Origin of the sequence: Brevibacillus fortis, from assembly GCF_046196545.1 — a bacterium.
Classification (GTDB): Bacteria; Bacillota; Bacilli; order Brevibacillales; family Brevibacillaceae; genus Brevibacillus; species Brevibacillus fortis_A.
Window position 1 is genome coordinate 3,254,887 of the sequence record NZ_CP176370.1, and the last position, 20,027, is coordinate 3,274,913.

A 20,027-nucleotide genomic window follows, 5' to 3' on the forward strand; every position below is an offset into this window, starting at 1 on the left:
AACGTTGTACGGTACGGAGTTTATCCTAAAGGGAGGGAATATATATGAATCTTACACACTATCAAACAACACAGGCAGAGCTTGACCAATTATTTAACAAGTTCTCAACCAATGAACCTGGTTGTGCTTATATCGTGAATTTTGACGATGGTGTTACATACAAAGGAGCGGTAGGTTTAGATTCAATAAAAGACAAACGATCAATAACGACAAAGACCATTTTTAATCTCGCATCCGTTTCCAAACAATTCACTGCATTTGCCATTTTACTGCTAGAGCAGGATGGGAAATTGAATCTGGATGATTCGATTTTAAAGTATGTACCGACTCTTGGTGCATATGCTGAACCTGTGACGCTAAGGCATCTCATTCATCACACTGGTGGATTAGTAGATTATATGGAGTTAGCTGAACAAGCGAATTATAAAGATACAGATAAATTAACTCCTGAACAATCATTGGAGCATCTTGAAAACCATCAAATGGCAACATCTCCAGTCGGAACAAAGTTTGAGTACAGTAATACAGGTTACTTTTTATTATCGTTAGTCGTTGAAAAAGCCAGTGGAAAAAACCTTCGCGAATTTTCGAGGGAGCGTATTTTTGAACCTTTACACATGAACGACACAGCATTCGTGGATCGCTATCCTACAAACTTCCCAGTTGCTCGTGGCTACTTGAAGAACGAGCAAGGGGCATATGAAATCTATGAAAGCCCATGGGAACATATGGGCGATGGAGCCGTCCATTCAAATGTGGAAGATTTGGTAAAATGGGGACAAAACTTCACTTCAGGTACGGTAGGTGGGAAAGACCTTGTTAAGAGAATCGCTGAGGTAGGCCCGAAAACTTCTCCAGATGGTCAGATGATTATTGATGATGAAGATTATGCTTTTGGCGTGTCGCTTGGCAAAGATTTTGATTGTCAATACTTGGAACACTCTGGAAGTTGGGCTGGCTACAGTTCACACTTTATGCGTTTCCCTGAAGAACGTATGACTATTGTTGTATTAAGTAATGATGCGGATTTTGATGCTGAAGAGTATGCGAAAAGAATCGCAGAAATTGCATTAGGGAAAAGGGAGCCTCATTTGTGCTCACATAATAGAAAGGATGACTTTTATGAATAAGGAAGCTTATTACACGATGCTCGAGAGTAAATTTCTGATGTACCGAGATTATTCCTCCATACCGGTCATGGATAACGGAGACCCTCTGGTGCCAATTGGTCCTGAATTTGAAGGAAAAGTAACGAATTACGAAGAAATGGAGCCATATACTGGCGACAGCATCTATGTTCGGGCCAGTGTTGTTGACATGCTGATCAGCGCTCGGGCAGCTTTGAAAAGCACATTTCCCGATTACGATCTCGAAGTAATCGATGGATATCGCCATCCAGATGTACAAGAAAAAGCATATTACGACTACAAAGCAGAACTAAAAGCGGAAAACCCTGATCTGGAAGGCGATGAGCTAACAGAGGCTGCTCATCGCTTTGTTGCTGTCCCAGAGGTTGCCGGGCATCCGACCGGAGGCGCTGTTGACGTTCTCCTTATCACAACGGATGGCGAAGTTATGAACTTGGGGCCAGAGGATGACAATAGTAAAGACCACTATGTCCATTCACCGTTTATCGAAAAGGACGTGTGGCACAGAAGGCAGATCTTGCGCCATTGCATGTTGCAGGCTGGATTTGCCCCGACGGACAGCGAGTGGTGGCATTTCTCCTACGGTGACAGAGAGTGGGCTAAATATTACAATCAGCCGGCTGCTCTCTTTGAACAAATTCGCTTTTGTCATACAAATAAAAACGGTTGTAGTGAAATAAGCGATGGAAGGTGATTTACATGAGCAATGCAGCATCCATGATTTCTTTGGAAGAGTATGCAAAGGCCTGGAAGCGTGGCGAAATTGATCTACCATTTTCCTTGGATTGGATGTGAAAGTCGCTGTAGAATAAACAAAGATAAATTGAAAAAAGGGGGAATCTCATATGAATAAAAGACAATGGAGAATAGGAATTTTTTTGTTTGATGATGTAGAGGTTTTAGATTTTGCAGGTCCATTTGAAGTTTTTTCTGTCACAGAATTAGAAAATGGTCATCAGCCATTTGTAGTAGAAACAGTATCAGAAAAAGGGAACATAGTAATTGCTTGTAATGGGTTAAAGGTACAGCCAGATTACAGTTTTGATACTATACCTAGATTCGATATTTTAATTATCCCTGGTGGTCTAGGTGCTAGAGAACGAGAAATACATAATGATAATGTAATAAAGTGGATTACAAGTCAAATGAAAACGGTGCAACTCATGACATCTGTATGTACGGGTGCTTTACTATTAGCAAAGGCTGGTTTACTTAATGGTAAAATGGCAACAACTCATTGGGCAAGTCTTGAAAGATTAGAAAAAGAATTTCCACAAGTCGAAGTACAACGGGAAGTTAAATTTGTAGATGAAGGCAATGTAATTACGTCAGGTGGAATTTCAGCAGGTATCAATATGTCCTTTCATATTGTGAATCGATTATTAGGTATTGAGGTTGCTCGGGAAACCGCTAAAATAATGGAATACGATGTTATCATTTAAAATCATTATTGAACAAGCGGGCTCGATTGTTGAAGATCGACCTGAACTTTCCAGTGTACAGGATTTTTTCGTGCTATGATCATGCGAAGCCTGAATATTATAGGAAGTTTGAATCGCGAGAGAATATCAATGTAACGCAAATGGTTTTTTGGTATTCTTTCTTTTGTGAAGGTGAAGGCTGGAAAAAGGAGAGAGTGGACCATGGAGCGCACAGAAGCGGCAAAGCAAGTGGAGGTTTTCACGCTGGATGCTTTTGCAAAAGGAGAAAAGGGCGGAAATCCAGCCGGAGTGGTTCTGCAAGCGGACAGCATGACAGTAGAAGAGATGCAAAAAACAGCGGCTATCGTCGGTTTTTCCGAGACGGCGCTTTTGCTGGAATCTTCCGTCGCAGATTTCAGGGCAAGATACTTTACGCCAAACAATGAAGTCGACTTATGCGGGCATGCGACGATTGCGGCTTTTTCGGTAATGTTTTCCCAAGGCTTGGTCGGGGTTGGAACCTACAGCCTGGAGACCAAAGCCGGACTTTTACAAGTGTACGTACGCGAAAACGGGGATGTTTTCCTCAGTCAGACACTGCCGCATTTTTCTGAGACAGTGAACAAGCAAGAGATCGCAGATTCTTTAAGGCTTAGCGTGGATGATTTTTCCACTGACCTGCCCCTCCAGATTGTGTCGACTGGCTTGCGTGATGTCATGGTGCCAGTGAAAAGCAAAGAGATTCTAGAGAACATCCAGCCCAACTTTGCAAAAATCATAGAAGTGAGCAAAAAATACGAAGTCGTCGGCTACCACGTATTCACCTTGGACACGGGCATTGAGGCGCTCGCCAGCTGTAGAAATTTTGCCCCCCTATACGCCATCCCGGAGGAAAGCGCGACGGGAACATCAAATGGTGCCTTGCTTTGTTACCTGCGCAAATACGGAAAGTACAACCCAAGTGAGGGCGATGAGAACCATGCATACGGAAAGGGCAGCGAGAGAACGGGTCATGCGGGCGAGGTGCGATTTGAGCAAGGCCACACGATGAACCAGCCCTCCGAGATCAAGGCAAAGTTGACGCTTGGGATGGATCAGCAGGTGCTGGAAGTGCAAGTAGGCGGGGCGACAGCGAATTTGGCCGTAAAATGGATACAACTCTAACTATAATCAACCCTTGTTTTATTCAGCAGCGTAGCCATAAATGGTTGCGTTTTTTAAGTAGGCGAATCTATAAGTGATCACCATATCAATTCGGAATAATTGTGCGTTTAGACATATTTTAGATACGAAATCACCGAATCCTTGTACATTAAGGGTCGGCGATTCTGCTTTATTAATTCCGAATCCTGTTCTCCCGCAAAGCTCGAAGATTATTAAGTGAGATTTGTTGCTTTAGATTCCATACGACTATATAAAAACTCGAGTTCCTTAGCGTACAGGAAATCGAGTTTTTATATAGTCGTAGGTTGTATGTCATTTCGTTGGCGGTACCCCATCAAGAATCCTCTCGGAAAGTTTTCCTAACGCATTGATTTGAGGGGGGATTATTTTTAACGAAGTTCTTGACCTTGGGTCTGACCTAAGGTGTAGAGTGAACGTATGCCAAGGCCAAACATAAGTGGGGTGGAACCTGTGAAGCATGAAATTACGATTAGTGAATTGGCCAAGCTGATGAACGTATCGACTCATCAAATCCGTTATTTTGAGGAAAAGGGAGTCCTCGAACCTGCCTATACCGATGACAATCAATACAGAATGTACGGCATCGCACAAATCTATCAGCTCTCCCATATCTTATTGCTCCGCAAGCTGGGCGTGCCAGTTCATGCCATTAAGGAATGCATGACCTCTTTTTCAACAGATCAGTATAGGCGACTGTTTCATCGTTCCTTACAAGAAGTGGAGGCGGAGTTGCTACGGCTTACAGAGCTTCGGCAGTTCATCAAGAAAGTGTTGCACGAACAGCATACCATTCATTCAAAGCTTGACCAATATCAAATCGAACGGAGGGACGCGACCTATTTAATCCGCTGGATGGAAATGGACTCTAGCGTGAAGCTTGACGCCAAACTTCTGGCCACCCAGACCAAAAGCATTTCGAATTTGTTTGAAGCGGACATTCATCATATTTTTGATGGATCGGACACTATTGCTTTATGTACGGAAGCGCAGGCCCCTGGCGATTTTTCTTTACCAGCGGGGGACTATCTTTCTATACAGAGGCTGATTCAAGAGGATGATGAGCTTGAACAAATGATAGAAGCGTTCTGCAACTATGCGACAACGCAATCTTATGTCATAACAGCACCTCTAATTCTCGTTGAAAAATCTTACTTGTCCTTATTCACCGAACATTTATTGCATTACGAGTTAAGGGCTGCGGTTAACAGCATGCCAAATTTGAAAGGGGGAAATCTATCATGACAGGCGTTCAAATATCGCAGGGCAGGAGCTCGCTCGTGAAAAATTCGAATGGGCAAGCGAGCGTATAGTCAACGTTTTAATAGTGCGCAGGCATTCCTGATCGCCCGACGGCGCCCCGTACAAGGGGCAGTTCCACCACTGGGTGCAAGACACTCCCGATCTGCCGTCGGCGGTCAACGCGCTGTTGAAAGCACGGGAAAAAACGCTCAAAAATAAGAACGGGCACGAAGCGAACGAACTGCGCAGCGAGGTAGCCCAAGCACAGCGTCGTTGTTCGTGACGAATAGACACGTCAGTACTGGCGGATGCAGGCTACAGAACCGCCATAGGCCGTTCCGGCCGCAGAAATTTGCCTTAAAATTCGATAAAATGCATGGTACGGACTTACAGAAATTCACTTTGAGAGGACAATGTATCTTGAAAAAAATACTCACATGCATTCTAATCTTGGTTCTTTTGGTAGCTGGCACTGGCATATATATTATGGTTCAACATAACTTCAATATGGTTGAACAAGATGTAGAGATTCGGACACCTCAAGGCAAGTTGACCGGCACTTTTGTATTACCTAAAAATTATACGGGAAAATTAGGACTCGTGTTATTTGTTCACGGCGACGGTCCTGTCGACTCCACTCATGGGGATGGCTATAAACCCCTCTGGGAGAAGTTGGCTTCCATCGGCTATGCCTCTTTGTCTCTAAATAAACGAGGCCTTAACGGTTCTGAAGGCAACTGGGAGCATCAAACTATCGACGATCGAGTGGAAGAAGCGAGACAGGCGATTGCATGGGCAAGGCAACAGCCTATGATTGACGAGAATCGGATTGGGGCTTGGGGAGCGAGCCAAGGAGGCTGGGTGCTTCCGAAACTTGCCAAAGAAGAGCCAATCGCATTTAGTATACTTTTGGCACCCGCCATTAATTGGATAGAGCAAGGATTATATAATTCACGTGCAGAAATGAAGATGAAGGGATATTCCGAAGCCGAAATTCAAGAGAAAACGGCATACGATCTTAAAGTGAACCAACTCTTAAAACAACACGCTTCGTATGAGGACTATTTACAAATTGCTCGTAAAGATCGAGTGATGACAAAAGATAGATGGATATTTGCTGGGAAAAACTTTTTATCTGATGCGACCCATGACCTACCCAATTTCAAAACACCGGTACTTCTGATGCTGGGGGCACACGACATTAATGTGGATTACAAAAATACGGAAGAAGGGTATCGGAAAATGGTCAAACCGGAGTTGTTAACGGTGAAAGTTTTCCCGGATGCCGACCATGGCGCAATACACGCCGATATCGCTACTTCGGAAGTAAAGTCAACATTGACTTTCTTATTCAAGCCTAGACAAATTACCGTACCCGCTTATCATGAGTCTATTGAACAGTTTTTAAAAAACCTTCCGCAAACCCAAGCGGCGGCAGTGGGAACGTCATGACGGCAACCGCACCGATTGCGCTTGAACCGATGCGGGCTAAATATAATCCGTAAGTCAGCTTGCTTGCTGGTTTACAGGTTTCACGGAAAATTTAGTGGTCCCGCCAACAAATCGCGGTTATCTTTACTTCAATGTGACAATCACTGTAAAAACAATGGTTGTCACATTGTTTACATATATTGAAAGTAGTATTAAATTTGTTTAATTATCTCAGAGTTTTTCGTAGACCAAGCCACGTATCTTTCGCCTTAGACTTTATGAGACGTTGAATAGATTCTGATTGCATAACACTCAAATGTTGGTCGAGTGAATGATATGTTTTGATCATCCACCATGTTTTTTAAACCCTTCTTAATTCCTGGGTTATTCACTCCTAGTGGTTCGCAACGTACAACTCTATGAATTCGATTGGCTAGACAGTGGTTGACTTTGACACGATGTCAAGGTATACACTGTGTCTTACATTCGTTGAAGGAGAACGAATTGTGAGACGGAAAACCCGCTGAAAATGAGTAGGCGGGCTCTTTCGAAGGTAACTTTCTATGAACGAAAAATTGCTGAACACTGAAATCAATCACTTTTCAAAGGAGGGCAACTCTCTTATGAAGAAAACACTAGCTGGGGTGCTATGCTCTACATTAGCGCTAACGCTGATCCAACCGACAGTCGCAATGGCTGCTCCGAACAGTAAGATTGTGGTGGCAGCTACCCAAGGATTGGAGAAGATTGCGGAGGAGAAGGCGGCGCTACTAACGAAGTCCAATGGGACGAATAGCGTGCAGTATGCGTTGATTGATAATGGGAAAATAATTTTGTCGGGCCAGACAGGCAAAAATGATCAAAAAGGGAAACAACCGCTGACCAAAGATACACAATACGGGATTGGTTCAGTCAGTAAAGTGTATACAGCAGCGGCTGTGATGAAATTGGTCGACGAAGGAAAAGTCGATTTGGATGTTCCTGTCGTCCATTATGTTCCTGAGTTCAAGATGAAGGACGAACGGTACAAACGCATTACGACGCGTATGCTGTTGAACCACTCCTCCGGCCTGCAAGGTTCCTCGTCAAGTAATACCATGTTATTTAAAGATAATGATACCTATGCCCATGATACCTTGTTGCGGCAATTGTCCAACCAGAGCTTGAAGGCGGACCCTGGCGCATTCTCGGTTTACTGCAACGACGGCTTTACGCTGGCCGAGATTTTGGTGGAAAGAGTCAGTGGTATGAGCTTTACTGAATTTCTACATCAACGGTTTACAGAACCGTTAAAGCTGAATCATACGAAAACGCCGCAGGATAAATGGGAAGACGATAAGCGGGCTGGACTTTATATTCCGACGTATCAAGGGCAACTTCCCATTGAATCGGTGAATGCGATTGGTTCGGGAGGGATCTCTTCCACGGCAGAAGATGTGGTGGGATACTCACAAATATTTATGGGACAGGGAGAAAGGATCCTCTCTGATAAGGCAGTCAAGGCGATGGAGCAAGAGGAATATAAAAAAGGAATGTGGCCGGGGGATGGAGATAATAGTATCAACTATGGTCTTGGCTGGGACAGTGTGAAACTTTATCCATTCAGTGAATATGGGATAAAGGGCTTGGCTAAAGGCGGCGACACAGTATTACAACATGCTATACTGGTCGTGCTTCCGGAACAGAAGATGGCAGCGGCTGTGTTGTCATCCGGCGGTGACAGTTCTACAAATCAACTGCTGGCAACTGAATTGCTGCTCGCTGCGCTCAAAGAGAAGGGCGCCATTAAGGACATCAAGCCGAACAAATCCTTTGGCAAGCCGGTCAAGGCTAAGATGCCTCAAGACGTGGCGAAGAAAGCGGGCTTTTATGGCGATAGCGTTAGTCATTGCAAAATAGAAATTACGAAGAATGGGGAACTGTTCTTACCATCTAAGCCAGAAGAAAAATATGTATATACAGAGGATGGAAGCTTTATTAATGAGAAGGGTACCTCCAAGCTCAACATCGTTACCGAGAAGAATGGACGAACGTATTTGAGGGAGAGCACATATAAATCGACGCCAGGCTTGGGGCAAGATGCGATCACTCACTATTTAGCCGAGAAGCTAGAAGACAACGTTCTATCGAAGGAAACAGCAGCCGCATGGGCGAAGCGGGAAGGCGTCAAGTTCTATCTCGTGAACGAGAAATTCAGTTCTAGTGGATATCTCGCACAACAGATGCTAACCACACAAATTACTCGTAAGGACGGCCTGACGGGCTATTGGGACGGCAGAAAAATTACAGGCCCGAACACAGCGGAGCATCAGCTCCAGATCCCCGTGATGGCAGGTCGTGATACGACGCAAGCTCATTTCTATACAGAGAGCGGCAATGAATATATGGAGATGGCCGGATTGTTATACGTAAGTGGTTCCAACATAAAACCGCTTGATGCAAGCCAAACATCCAAAGTTGCGCTGCAAGCAAATGGGTATGCGAAATGGTTTACGATCCCGGAAGCGGCAGCAGGGAAAACGATGACCGTGGCGTTGCCAGCGAAGAGTACGTTCGCGGTGTATGATGAGAAGGGAGAATGCATCAATTTTACCGTTGTAAGCGGCAATAACAAAGTAAAGCTGCCGAAGAATGGAACGGTTGTATTTGCTGGTACGCCGAACTCGGAATTTGCAATCACGTTGAACTAGCTACAATTCAAGATGGACTTCAACAAAACCAGTACGACACCGAAAAGGTGTTTTGCTGGTCTTGTTTGTTTGCGTATTATCTTTTCGAAGAGACTTATCATGCTTGGCGTGGTCAATCAGAAGCCAGTGCGTATGAAGACACGAAAGGCTTCTGTGAAGCTACGAAACTTGCGGAAGTGCAAGAGCATGAATATATTTTGACACCTGGTCGTGAAAGAATTGTATCCTGAATCGCAAGTAGAGTTGGAATATCGTGTTAAAGAAACCGAACAACGTAGTGATGTAATCGTTATCCATCCAAATGGTGAAAAATGGGCAATTGAATTTCAATGTTCCCCAATCTCTAAAGACGTTTGGAGTAAGAGAAACAATTTATATAAATCAGCTGGAATTAAAGCATTTTGGATGCTAGGGATCTCTGTATTACACAGAAACAAGGAGAAAAAATCCCCGTTAGAAAATGCAATCTACCAAGATAACCAACGTGTGTTTTACTTAGATACCATAACGAAAAAAGTAATACTACATGAACGTTTTCTATATAAGTTTAACGGTTTCATCTTTGATGTTAGTCCTGATGTATTCATAACAAGTAACTTATCCAGTTTTAATTCAACCGGAAAAGGGCCCCGGGGCAATCAGAGAGCTTCAATCACAGGAGAGTCGTTTAACTTTATGGATTCAAGAACTAAACGATTTTTATGAACAACAAGAAGAGAAATTTAGAAACCATCTAACGGGTTATGTGGAAAGTAAACATGCAGAAGAAGAGTTAGCTAAACAACAAGAACAAGAGAAAGTTAAACAAAAAAAGGCTGCTCAAAAGGTATATTTTCAAAATCTTATGGACAGAAGAGGTAACTTATTAAAGAATTTAACGGACGAAGAATCAGAACTTTTCCGAGCTTTGACAAAAAAATACCAACTTACTCCAGAAAGCTTTCCAGGATTATTTTTATTAACAGTGGAAGGGCAAGAGCAAATAGAAACACCCAGCCAACTGTGGCAATTATGGCTATATCAACAAGGGATAGCCGAATTCCATGGGATCTTATAGAACAAAATTTTTAAATAATATGCTAAAAAGGGTATTTCGAGCACAGATCCTTGGAAAGCAATTTGCAATTCCGCTACATTATTATAAGTTTAAATTAAACAAAATAGGATTAATTGAGTTTTTAGGAGATCTGAAGGAATTGGTTCATCCATTAGATTTTCTTATTCATAACCACAAGGAAAATAGCCTGTTACAGATGCATTGGGAGGGAGTATGGGAGGATTTTTCAGGTGGAGGAATAGTAGGTCAATGGGACTCACATTACAGAAGAAAATCTCCGTATCATATAAATATCAAAAAGTACTTATTGAAAAATGAATGAAAACTTTTTAGAAAAACAATAACATGAATTTAATAAAGTAAATTGACAAACAAAAAAGAACCCATAAAAAAGTAGGTTCTTTTTTGTTTAATTTCAGTTCATGAAAACTACATTTCATGAACTGAAAACAAAATGAATCATTCACTAGGAGAAGAACATGTACATTGTACCTCTACATTTGTACTTGTGGGCTTTAAGACCCTCCAATATATTTATATGCAATAATCACGCATGTTATAGCGGTATGTTGGTGTCGCCAGGCACTCGTGTCCGTAAACAATCATTAAAACTGTGACACAAACAAGTATACCAATGATCCAAATTTAGTATACATGTTTGTGTCACAGTAACCACAAAGAACTGTTAGTATACACGATTGTGTCACTTTGGTATACATGATTGTGTCACTAGACAACAAATCCCATGATATTTACACCTATCCGATTTCTGCTCTTTTTATGAGTTTACATAATATATATTATCGGACTCAAAACGAAATGCATAATTTCTGAAAGGGGTACTCACCTGTTTTATAAGCTATGTGTCACAAACTCATTCGTACATGGATCTAATTAAAAGATGATGTAAAACAAATAGTTTTTTCCCATCTGTCGGTGCCATATGACATTCATTACTCAAATAAGGAGCTTTCCCAGTATGTTTATCAGCTTCACAATAAGACATGAACAGCAACAACCAACAGCTGGTCATCTAATAAAGCCACTAATACATTGATCATCTATCTACATAAACTGCATATTACCATTAAAATTTCATTATAATAAAAAAATTCATTTTAAATAAAAAACAATGTTTACATTTATTGTAAATTCATATATATTATAATTAAGATCACTATAACTAAAAACGCCCGGAGGTCCCCAAATGACCAAAGTAATCCCAAAATCCAAAACGATCACCACTACACTGAAAAAAAGATCGTACGAAAATACCTTAAATAACCTGGCACAATACCTCGAACGAAATAAGAAAAAATAACCAATAAAAAGAGTGCCACCGGAGGCACTCTACTTTGGCGTCTATCAACTTTTCTTCTCTCTTCCTTCCCCGTTTACCCAACTTCTATTCTTCAGCCGTTCCCATCCAATCCAACAAGTAAAAATCTGTTACCAAACGTGCGATTTGTCCATCGGCATCATAACCAATATAGCTCGCATAGCTGCCGTCTCCCCATCCAGTTGAAAACATGGCAACATTACAGCCTTCCCCTATATCGATCAGACCCCAACTACGCGTGTGTTTATACGTTTGGTCCATTTTCTTCGTCAACGTCTCATAGAACGTCTCATCATTCTCCATTTCTCGTTCCAAAAGCGCGCAAGCTTCTGCATCCATGAACGAGCCAGTACCCGCATCCACACCGTAGCCAAAAAATTCCCCTTCGCCAAGCTGTGACACATCTGACTCCGCCCAAACAGCCATTTTCCAAGACACGACAGGTTTCTCTGAGAAGACAATCCGTGCCAATGCTACCCGTTCATCTGGCTCCAGAGCGTCATTCGTTTGCTCTTCCTTTGAAAGGGATTGAACTTGCGCGATAGCGAGCTGCACGGAAAAGCTCCCCTTTGGGAAAATCTCCACAAACGGTTCCGTCTCAAACATGACAAACGGATCATTCGCCACGATTTTTCCTGTTTTCACCTGAAGATTGCCCATATCTTGGCGGAACAACCGATATAAATAGCCATCCTGCTCTATCGTATACCCTTCGTCAAATGCCGTTTCAAAAAAGGCAGGGCAATTATGTTTCATGATTCCATCCCCTTTTTCTAACCTCTACATAAAATCCCACTGACGATAGTTTGCCAGTGGGATGTCGTCTGCATGCTAATTTACTTGATCAGAGCTGCGTCCAAGGCTACTTCAATCATTTCATTGAAGGTCGTTTGGCGCTCGTCAGCGGAAGTTTCTTCACCGGTCAGGATGTGATCACTTACGGTGAGGATTGACAATGCGTTGCGCTTGTATTTTGCAGCCAATGTGTACAGCGCGGAAGATTCCATTTCAACAGCAAGCACTTGATAGGATGCCAATTTTTTGTACAAATCGAGGTTCTCGCGATAGAAGCTGTCGCTCGTAAAGATATTGCCCACTTTAACAGACAGATTGCGCTCTGTCGCTGCTTGATACGCTTTGTACAGCAAATCAAAGTTAGCAGTAGGAGCAAAATCAACCTGATTGAGCAGGAGACGATTCGTTTGGGAATCGGATGAGGCAGCCATACCAATAATCACGTCACGTACTTTGATGTCTTCCTGGATCGCGCCGCAAGTGCCTACGCGGATCAGGTTTTGAACGCCATAAGATTGCATGAGTTCATTGACGTAGATCGAGATAGAAGGAACTCCCATGCCCGTTCCTTGTACAGAAACGCGCTTACCTTTGTATGTACCTGTGAAGCCGAGCATGCCACGTACGTTGTTGTAGCACTCTGCTCCTTCGAGGAAAGTTTCAGCAATGTATTTGGCCCGTAGCGGATCGCCCGGTAGCAGGATGGTTTCAGCAATTTGACCTTGCTGTGCTCCAATATGGATACTCATAATCTGTTTGCTCCTTTATCAAGAAAAAATGACCTACTTACCTATCGTACTACAAAAACCGAACAATGCAAAGTCAAGAGATCAAATGATTCCAGCGGCTTTGATTGCGCTTGCGTGAGACTTTTGAAAATAACGAATAAGCGATACCGACAGATGGCATCGCCTCGACAACAGTTTCCTTCATTTGAGGGACATCACGTAATCCATTGCTTCCAGGTGATCTCCCAGGATTGTCTGGTTAACGCTCGGTTTATTCTTTCTTTGCGTCGCTCTTTTTCTCGTAAGCTTTGCTGACGCAATGTGATGAGATGGTACGACTCGCAATTGATTGTGCAGAGCAATGGCGTGCGCAACGGCAGGTACGACCAAATGTTGAACGCCGATGATAGAGGCAGCTTGTCGTGTCATGGCAAAAGGTAAATCGTACATTGAGGAAATTCCGAGTTCTTGCCGTGAAACCAAGGTATTAAGAAATGTCTTCGCTAGCAAAACGGTATCTGGTTCCATTGATGGTTGTCGAAGTGGTGTCACGCGCTTTCTCAAAGCGATGTCTGCTCCCCGGTAACACGTTCTGACAAAGGACTGCATATCATTTGCAGCCACGACGTGATCCGAATCGAGAAACAACCACACATCTCCTGTGGCCTCCTTGGCACCAATTGCTCTCCATACATCATCGCCTAAAAGAAACGGGTACACAAATGCTGTGAGTGGACAAGAGGAATGCTTGAGTATCTTTTTCACCGATTGATCCGGGCAGCCATCCACAACGAGTACGATTTCCATGGGTCGGAGCTTCTCAATTTGTTTGAGTACTTTTTTGATCGTCCGCTCGTGGTGGTGAACAGAGAGGATGACACTTAATCGATTTAAATTCTGGCATTTTTCTTTGCCATTAATGTTCTCTTCTTTGCTTTTTTTTGTGGGATCTCGCATATTTCGCTTTGCATTTGCCACCCCATCCACCGCCCTCCTTAACGCGCGATTCCAGATGAAAGACCGAGCGCAAATGCAAAACGTCTGATGAATGCACCAAGTCGCGGTGTCGTTGTCCATCCTGCTCTGCGCGTCGCAGCTTCATTCCACCCGTTAGTAACTGGATTGCCTTCGCATGCTCCCTGTAAATCGTACGGATGTCTTTTCGCACGATATCACGAGTGCCTGTTGGTTGTTTTTCCGGGACAAACGGGGCGATTGTCGTCATTTTGAGCCCCAATACTGATGCTTGAACCAAAGCAACTGCCGGATTGCATAAAGTCTCGGAACCAATTGCCTCCAGAGCATTTCGGCTCAAGGCAAATGGAATATTTTCAAAGGAAGCGGAGCCCATTCTTTTTTGACCAAGCAGATGGTTCAACAAGCAATAGGCAATTCTTGGCGAACGCTTTCCTCTTCTGGATATCGAATGGTCCGAGCATGTCGTGATAATGACATCCGATCCCTTTTTGACCAGCGTGACATATTTCTTCAAGTATAAAAGAGGCATCGCGAGGCGTTCGTCAATAAAGAGGACAACGTCTCCCCGCGCGTGAGCAGACCCGATCGCTCTTGCCTCATCGCTGTCTACTACCAAACCGGTTGAAATGACTTGTGCTCCCCATACATTGGACAGGATAGCCTCTTGGGAGCTCACTCCGTTGCACACGACGATTACTTCCGTGTCTGGATCTAATCTTTTGACAACAGAGAGCAGTTTTTTCATATGCCTGGCGTTGTCACTTATTGGGATGATGACGGACACGGCAGGGTGATCATAGATTTGGTTGTCCATCTCACTCCCCCTCACCAGATGATAAGTTGTTACTCTAATGTACGCTCGTTTTCCACGATTGGACACGGCATCTATCCCTCACAACTCAACAAGAGATGACTTACAAAAAAACAGGACGCGCATATTGCTACGTCCTGTTGTTATTCTCATTTTCGTATTAGTAGAACCGCCGTTGAAGATTGCGCTCGCGGATTCGTTTATTCCTCTGTGCACGGGAAAACGTATACACGATTAAGAAAAGGTTCATTCCTAACCAGACGATCAATACGCTATAACGGGCCAGCGGATGTGTGTTGCCACTTTCTGAATCCCCAAATATAGTAGCAGGAGCTGGAGCAGGCGGATCATGACGAAGCAACGGATAAGAGACGGCTAGCTTGCCAGCCTGAACAGACAGGTTCCCATCTGCTTTTAGCTCTACCAAAGGCTCCACACCTTTGGGTACCGTTGCATACAAGTCCTCCTTGGCTGTAAAAGTCACGACCGAGTTGTTGCCAGGAACAGCTACTTCTGAAAAAGAATCCCCTTTTTTGGCGATTGGTTTGGTCTCAAATCCTTGAAAGCCAAAGTCTAGCAGCTTTTTGACATCTTTGTATGCATTTGCACTTGTAGAAGCCTTCATCGTGACAGCGATGAGCTCCATTTCTCCACGCTTGGCGGAGCCTACCAGTGTATGCATCGCCTGATCAGTAAAACCGTTCTTGATTCCCGTCGCACCTTCGTAATCGCGCAGGAGCTTGTTGTGATTCACTAACACTGTTTCCCACGTTTGTCCATGCCAAGGCAGCCGCTTCGTACCGACAATTTCCCTGAAAACGGGGTTTTTCATCGCGTACTGTGAAATTTTGGCCATGTCTGCGACAGTCGTGTAATGATTCGGATCATGCAGTCCGTGTGGATTAGTAAAATTCGTTTCGGTGACACCTACTTTTTCTTTCAAATAGGCGTTCAAATCCACTGCAAAACGCTCTGTTGTCTGGCTCATATGCTCAGCAATCGCTGTACCAGCATCGTTACCTGAATTCATAAGCAGTCCGTACAACAAGTTGCGTAGGGAAATCTGTTCTCCCTCTTCCAAATAAACACGTGTACCTTCTTCACGGCGTGCTTTTTTTGAGACAGTGACAGTGTCATCCAGATTCCCTTTTTCTATTGCGTAAATACCTGTTGCGATTTTTGTAATACTAGCAGGGTACAACTTCTCATGAGGGTTCTTTTCAAACAAGACTTGTCCCGTTGTAGCATCAATCAGAATGGCTGATTGTCCAGTGAGTGTATTAGGTTCCAGGCTTGATGACTCCTCAGCAAAAGCGGAAGGCATGCCAAGGTTGAACAAAACCATCACCACAACGAGTAGGTTCGTTAGTAAAAAGCGCATGTTAGTCTATATCCTTTCCTACTTTGTCGCGTTTTTTCAGGTTACATGTGGTCTGTTGACACCAAAAGTTATTTCAACCGGATTCCCAACAAATCGTGAATCATTTTAAACTTAGGATTGTCCGCAAAAGCCTCTTCGAAACCACTGACATGTTCTCTGTACAAAGCTGCGGCAGAATCCAAATCCTGCTTGACATACAAAGAAAATATTTCTTCCAATTTTTCTTCCAGTGTCGTATCAACTTCTGCCGGTGTGAGAATTTCTTGACGCAAATTGTTCATCAACACGTCGAGCTGATGAGTGATAACGGACGCTTCATGAAGCTGCTCCAACACATCTGTCGGAATGTTGCCCGCATACTTGTAGCGCAGTTCGTGTTCATTCGTCGCCCAGAAGTTCATGCCCAATGTACGGATTTGGATCTCACAAAAGAGTGTTTTCTTTTCGCTGCCATGGTAGACCGTATAGGATACGATCATGTGAATACTTCTGTAGCCGGAATCCTTTGGGGATGCAATGTAGTCCTTGACATCGTGAATGACGATATCCTCCCGCTCCTGCAACAACTGCTGCACCTCGCGTACATCGTCTACATAGCGGCATACAACTCGAAGACCCGCGATATCCTGGACTTCCTTGGCTACGTCACTTTGCCAATGATCTCCCAAAAAATCGATTCCTTTTTCGTTCGCCTTCTTTACTAAACTGTCGCCTTTTTTTACTCGTCCGACAACAAATTCAATAGGAGAATAACGGCCGCTTTTTAGAAAGCCGTATTTAATTCCTTTTAGTTTTAACTTTAGCTCTTCAACTGCCTGTTCATACGGCGCCAAGAAATGAACCATGTTGTTGAGCACTTTGCTTGGCACATTTGTGACTCTCATGAAGACACCTCCAATTACTTCCAGAGGAAAGGTGATGCATCAAAAAACGGCTGAGGATTTACATACGTATTACCCACTAACATGCCGTAATGAAGGTGAGGACCTGTAGAAAAACCGGTGCTACCCATTTGTCCAATCACCTGTCCCTGTTTCACTTCTTGCCCTGTCTTGACATCTAGCTTGGACAAGTGAGCATATATGGAAAAAATATTTAACCCGTGATCGATGATGATGGTATTGCCTGTTAAGTATAAAGAGTCGGCCAGAACCACTTTTCCATGGTTACTCGCCCAAATTGGAGTTCCTGTTTTGTTCGCGATGTCGATCGCCGAGTGCCGGTTGGCTGGTACACCATTTACTACGCGTTGGTAGCCGAATGGCGTCGTTAATTTTCCGACTGCTGGCTGTTTAAACGGCTCCGAGAAATACGGAATCGCTCTCGAGTTTGATCTGGCTGCATTGATCTTTTTTTGATCGGCATTGATTCGATTCGTATCCTGTCGCATTTTGTTGAGCTGTTTGCTTACCGTGAGCTTGTCTACTTCAAATTTTTTCGGTGCGATTGTCACAGATACAGAAAGTTTTTTGTCAGCAGAGGTGACTTTATAAGTCCCCGCTTTCGTGTTAAAAGGAATCGGGATAAACCGGGCATACTCATCCTGAGTCTTTTGCAAACGATAGTTCTGAGAGAATACCGTTACGGTTTGTGGCTCTTTACTGCGTACAAAAATAACGTCCCCAGGATATGTTTTGGCTGGTGTTACGCTGATCGCTGGTTGTTGTTTCGTTGTTTGGGCGTAAACCCCTTCTACTGTCTGGCTGAATATGCTTGTCCCAGAGACGAGCGTCAATGCGGTGACCAACATGAGACTAACCATTGATTTGAACATAGACATGCTCCCTCCCATTTTCTAGTATAACAAAACACACCCTGAAAGGAAAAAGAAAAAGAAGGCTAATCAGCTAGCCTTCTCCAATCATTCCAAATGTAATCTCATTGTTTCTTCGAATAATCCGACATCATTTCCATGATGGATTGTACGCCTGTCAGCATTTCGCTTGCACGTTTGGTTTTTTGCGAGATGCCTTCAAAATCAAGCACCCCTTTTTTTCGATCATTCCATCTTTTAAACAATTCTTCCGCCATAACGGGGTTGCTACGGACCGCTCTAATCCGCATGGAATCTTCGAGAACCCACGCTTCAAATTCGGGATGCTTTTTTAAAAGCTGCTTTACTTCTTTTTTCTTCATAGCCGGACGTCTCTCCTTTCCACTGGACAAACGAGGATAGTTAACTGTTCGTTACACCATATGACTAGTCCGCGATTGTGCTTGTGTGTTTGCACCACACAGGAAAGAAAAGGGCTTTTCATGATAAACATAGAAAGGCCCCTAAAAAGGGACCTCTCTTCATCCAGCTATTTACTTGTCAGTACGTTAAACTTGACGGCCTGCCATTTGTTGCTCAGCAAAGCTCACCAGACGCTTGGTAATTTCGCCACCAACAGAACCGTTTTGGCGAGAAGTAGTGTCTGGTCCGAGATTTACACCAAATTCAGATGCAATCTCATACTTCAGTTGATCCAAAGCTTGGTTCGCTTGAGGAACAAGCAGGTTGTTGGAGCTTCCACCGTTGTTTGCCATGATTGATTCCTCCCAACGCTTTTTTCTCCCGGGACGGAGTTGAACCGTCAGCGTATGCTCCTCGCCTTGAGACCGGAAGTTGATTTCAAGAGGGAGTTGATTACCTCTTGTGGTACTATCATCCCACCGTAACGGAAGTACATACACGTTTTCGCTGATATTTCAGTTGTAAAATCTGACAAGGTTGTCCCCATTCTTTATGCTATAATGGTGCGTATAGTTTGGTAGTGAGAGGGGCAAGGTTTTGTGAGTGATTCAGGAAAAGTACTTCTCATCGATGGCATGAGCTTTTTATTTCGCGCCTTTTATGGTTCTGCTTGGGGTGGAGCCTATCGCCAGACTTCAACAGGTGTGTACACAAATGCGGTTTATGGGTTTACAAAAATGATGCTCGATTACGCAGAATTGACTCGCCCTACCCATCTTGTAGTGGGCTGGGATGTCGCTTCGCGCGAGTCTCTGGTGCGCAGTCAATGGTATGATGGCTATAAATCAAATCGTCAAGCGGCACCGGATGAGCTCATTCCACAATTCGATTTGGTGAAAGAAGTAACGGCTGCGTTCTCGGTTCCGAACTTGGGATGCCCAGGCTATGAAGGCGATGATGTATTGGGCACGCTCTCCACACGTCTTTCCGAAGAAGGACACGAGGTCATCATTGCTACGGGTGATTACGATAGCTTGCAGCTCATATCTGAGCGAGTTAGTGTAAAAATCCTGAAAAATGGTGGCAAACACGAGCATTATAATCCAGCGAGCCTCTTGGCATTGCGTGGAATTTCACCTGAACAGGTGGTTGACGTCAAAGCTTTAATGGGAGATGCATCTGACTGTATTCCAGGCTGCCCAGGTATCGGCGAGAAAACAGCGACAAAACTGATTACCGAGCATGGTGATTTGGACAACCTATATGTAAATCTGGCAAACTGTACGCCTAAAATGCGTAGCAAGCTGGAAGAGAATCGAGATCAGGTGTACTTGAGCAGAAAGCTGGCTACGATTATCCGGGATGTTCCGGTGGAGTATGCGCTGGAGGATGCCGTGTGGGAATACGATCGTCAAGTCGTTCAGAGCAAATTCGATGAGCTTGAATTCGGACGTACGATGGCAGCGAGAGTCGGCTAATTGGGGTCATGATCATCGGCTGAGAAGAAGCGGTCTATCCACTTTTTTTCAGCCGGTTCCTTTATGCACTGCATAATCGCTCCGTCAGAGAAACCCACACGATTCGGCGATCCGTTTGGTCTCGGAATCTTCGTACCAATTAGGAGACGAGATTTGGAAGTGACGTCAAA

General features: G+C 43.9%; 20 protein-coding genes. 11 read left to right on the forward strand and 9 right to left on the reverse strand.

Annotated elements, in window-relative coordinates; genetic code table 11:
* Positions 1–44 precede the first annotated feature (44 nt).
* The 10 genes from ACKKE8_RS16185 to ACKKE8_RS16230 all read left to right on the forward strand — a co-directional run bounded on the left by ACKKE8_RS16185 (position 45) and on the right by ACKKE8_RS16230 (position 10,493).
* A complete protein-coding gene (locus ACKKE8_RS16185; RefSeq protein ID WP_409179033.1) occupies positions 45–1,130 on the forward strand; it encodes a serine hydrolase domain-containing protein in 1,086 nt (361 codons plus the stop codon).
* Positions 1,123–1,842 (forward strand): M15 family metallopeptidase, encoded by a 720-nt coding sequence (locus tag ACKKE8_RS16190; RefSeq protein ID WP_409179034.1) that lies wholly within the window; start codon positions 1,123–1,125, stop codon positions 1,840–1,842. The genes ACKKE8_RS16185 and ACKKE8_RS16190 overlap by 8 nt, the downstream gene beginning before the upstream one ends.
* A gap of 151 nt (positions 1,843–1,993) precedes the next feature.
* Positions 1,994–2,590 (forward strand): DJ-1/PfpI family protein, encoded by a 597-nt coding sequence (locus tag ACKKE8_RS16195; RefSeq protein WP_409179035.1) that lies wholly within the window; start codon positions 1,994–1,996, stop codon positions 2,588–2,590.
* 201 nt (positions 2,591–2,791) lie between these two features.
* Complete coding sequence (locus tag ACKKE8_RS16200; protein WP_409179036.1) at positions 2,792–3,733, forward strand: PhzF family phenazine biosynthesis protein; 942 nt, start codon at positions 2,792–2,794, stop codon at positions 3,731–3,733.
* 471 nt (positions 3,734–4,204) lie between these two features.
* Entirely contained in the window at positions 4,205–4,996 is a 792-nt protein-coding gene (locus ACKKE8_RS16205) for a MerR family transcriptional regulator (RefSeq protein ID WP_409179037.1), read from the forward strand.
* A gap of 414 nt (positions 4,997–5,410) precedes the next feature.
* Positions 5,411–6,445 (forward strand): alpha/beta hydrolase family protein, encoded by a 1,035-nt coding sequence (locus ACKKE8_RS16210; protein WP_409179139.1) that lies wholly within the window; start codon positions 5,411–5,413, stop codon positions 6,443–6,445.
* Positions 6,446–7,047: 602 nt separating this feature from the next.
* Positions 7,048–9,114: a serine hydrolase domain-containing protein gene (locus ACKKE8_RS16215; protein ID WP_409179038.1), complete on the forward strand. Its 2,067-nt coding sequence runs from the start codon at positions 7,048–7,050 to the stop codon at positions 9,112–9,114.
* A gap of 210 nt (positions 9,115–9,324) precedes the next feature.
* A complete protein-coding gene (locus tag ACKKE8_RS16220; protein WP_409179039.1) occupies positions 9,325–9,819 on the forward strand; it encodes a competence protein CoiA family protein in 495 nt (164 codons plus the stop codon).
* A gap of 40 nt (positions 9,820–9,859) precedes the next feature.
* Complete coding sequence (locus tag ACKKE8_RS16225) at positions 9,860–10,171, forward strand: hypothetical protein (protein WP_409179040.1); 312 nt, start codon at positions 9,860–9,862, stop codon at positions 10,169–10,171.
* Positions 10,158–10,493, forward strand: coding sequence for a hypothetical protein (locus ACKKE8_RS16230; protein WP_409179041.1), 336 nt, complete (start codon positions 10,158–10,160; stop codon positions 10,491–10,493). Before ACKKE8_RS16225 ends, ACKKE8_RS16230 begins: the two co-directional genes overlap by 14 nt.
* A gap of 1,083 nt (positions 10,494–11,576) precedes the next feature.
* On the opposite strand, the gene ACKKE8_RS16235 is transcribed toward ACKKE8_RS16230, so the two are convergent.
* The 9 genes from ACKKE8_RS16235 to ACKKE8_RS16275 all read right to left on the reverse strand — a co-directional run bounded on the left by ACKKE8_RS16235 (position 11,577) and on the right by ACKKE8_RS16275 (position 18,732).
* Positions 11,577–12,266, reverse strand: a complete 690-nt coding sequence (locus ACKKE8_RS16235; protein ID WP_409179042.1) for a DUF4241 domain-containing protein — start codon at positions 12,264–12,266, stop codon at positions 11,577–11,579.
* 80 nt (positions 12,267–12,346) lie between these two features.
* On the reverse strand, positions 12,347–13,054 hold the full coding sequence (gene deoD / locus ACKKE8_RS16240) for a purine-nucleoside phosphorylase (protein WP_069844937.1): 708 nt from the start codon (positions 13,052–13,054) through the stop codon (positions 12,347–12,349).
* Between the two features lie 180 nt (positions 13,055–13,234).
* Entirely contained in the window at positions 13,235–13,990 is a 756-nt protein-coding gene (locus ACKKE8_RS16245) for a glycosyltransferase family A protein (protein ID WP_409179140.1), read from the reverse strand.
* The gene (locus ACKKE8_RS16250) at positions 13,950–14,825 is read right to left on the reverse strand and encodes a glycosyltransferase (protein WP_409179043.1); all 876 of its coding nucleotides are present in this window, start codon (positions 14,823–14,825) and stop codon (positions 13,950–13,952) included. The genes ACKKE8_RS16245 and ACKKE8_RS16250 overlap by 41 nt, the downstream gene beginning before the upstream one ends.
* A gap of 157 nt (positions 14,826–14,982) precedes the next feature.
* The gene (locus ACKKE8_RS16255; RefSeq protein ID WP_409179044.1) at positions 14,983–16,203 is read right to left on the reverse strand and encodes a D-alanyl-D-alanine carboxypeptidase family protein; all 1,221 of its coding nucleotides are present in this window, start codon (positions 16,201–16,203) and stop codon (positions 14,983–14,985) included.
* A gap of 68 nt (positions 16,204–16,271) precedes the next feature.
* A complete protein-coding gene (locus ACKKE8_RS16260; RefSeq protein ID WP_409179045.1) occupies positions 16,272–17,087 on the reverse strand; it encodes a GTP pyrophosphokinase family protein in 816 nt (271 codons plus the stop codon).
* Positions 17,088–17,101: 14 nt separating this feature from the next.
* Positions 17,102–17,977, reverse strand: coding sequence for a M23 family metallopeptidase (locus tag ACKKE8_RS16265; protein ID WP_069844933.1), 876 nt, complete (start codon positions 17,975–17,977; stop codon positions 17,102–17,104).
* 104 nt (positions 17,978–18,081) lie between these two features.
* The gene (locus ACKKE8_RS16270; RefSeq protein ID WP_409179046.1) at positions 18,082–18,339 is read right to left on the reverse strand and encodes a hypothetical protein; all 258 of its coding nucleotides are present in this window, start codon (positions 18,337–18,339) and stop codon (positions 18,082–18,084) included.
* A gap of 186 nt (positions 18,340–18,525) precedes the next feature.
* Entirely contained in the window at positions 18,526–18,732 is a 207-nt protein-coding gene (locus tag ACKKE8_RS16275) for an alpha/beta-type small acid-soluble spore protein (RefSeq protein WP_047067213.1), read from the reverse strand.
* 246 nt (positions 18,733–18,978) lie between these two features.
* Here ACKKE8_RS16275 and ACKKE8_RS16280 point away from each other — a divergent pair, with 246 nt between their 5' ends.
* Positions 18,979–19,857, forward strand: coding sequence for a 5'-3' exonuclease H3TH domain-containing protein (locus ACKKE8_RS16280; protein ID WP_409179047.1), 879 nt, complete (start codon positions 18,979–18,981; stop codon positions 19,855–19,857).
* Positions 19,858–20,027: the final 170 nt, after the last annotated feature.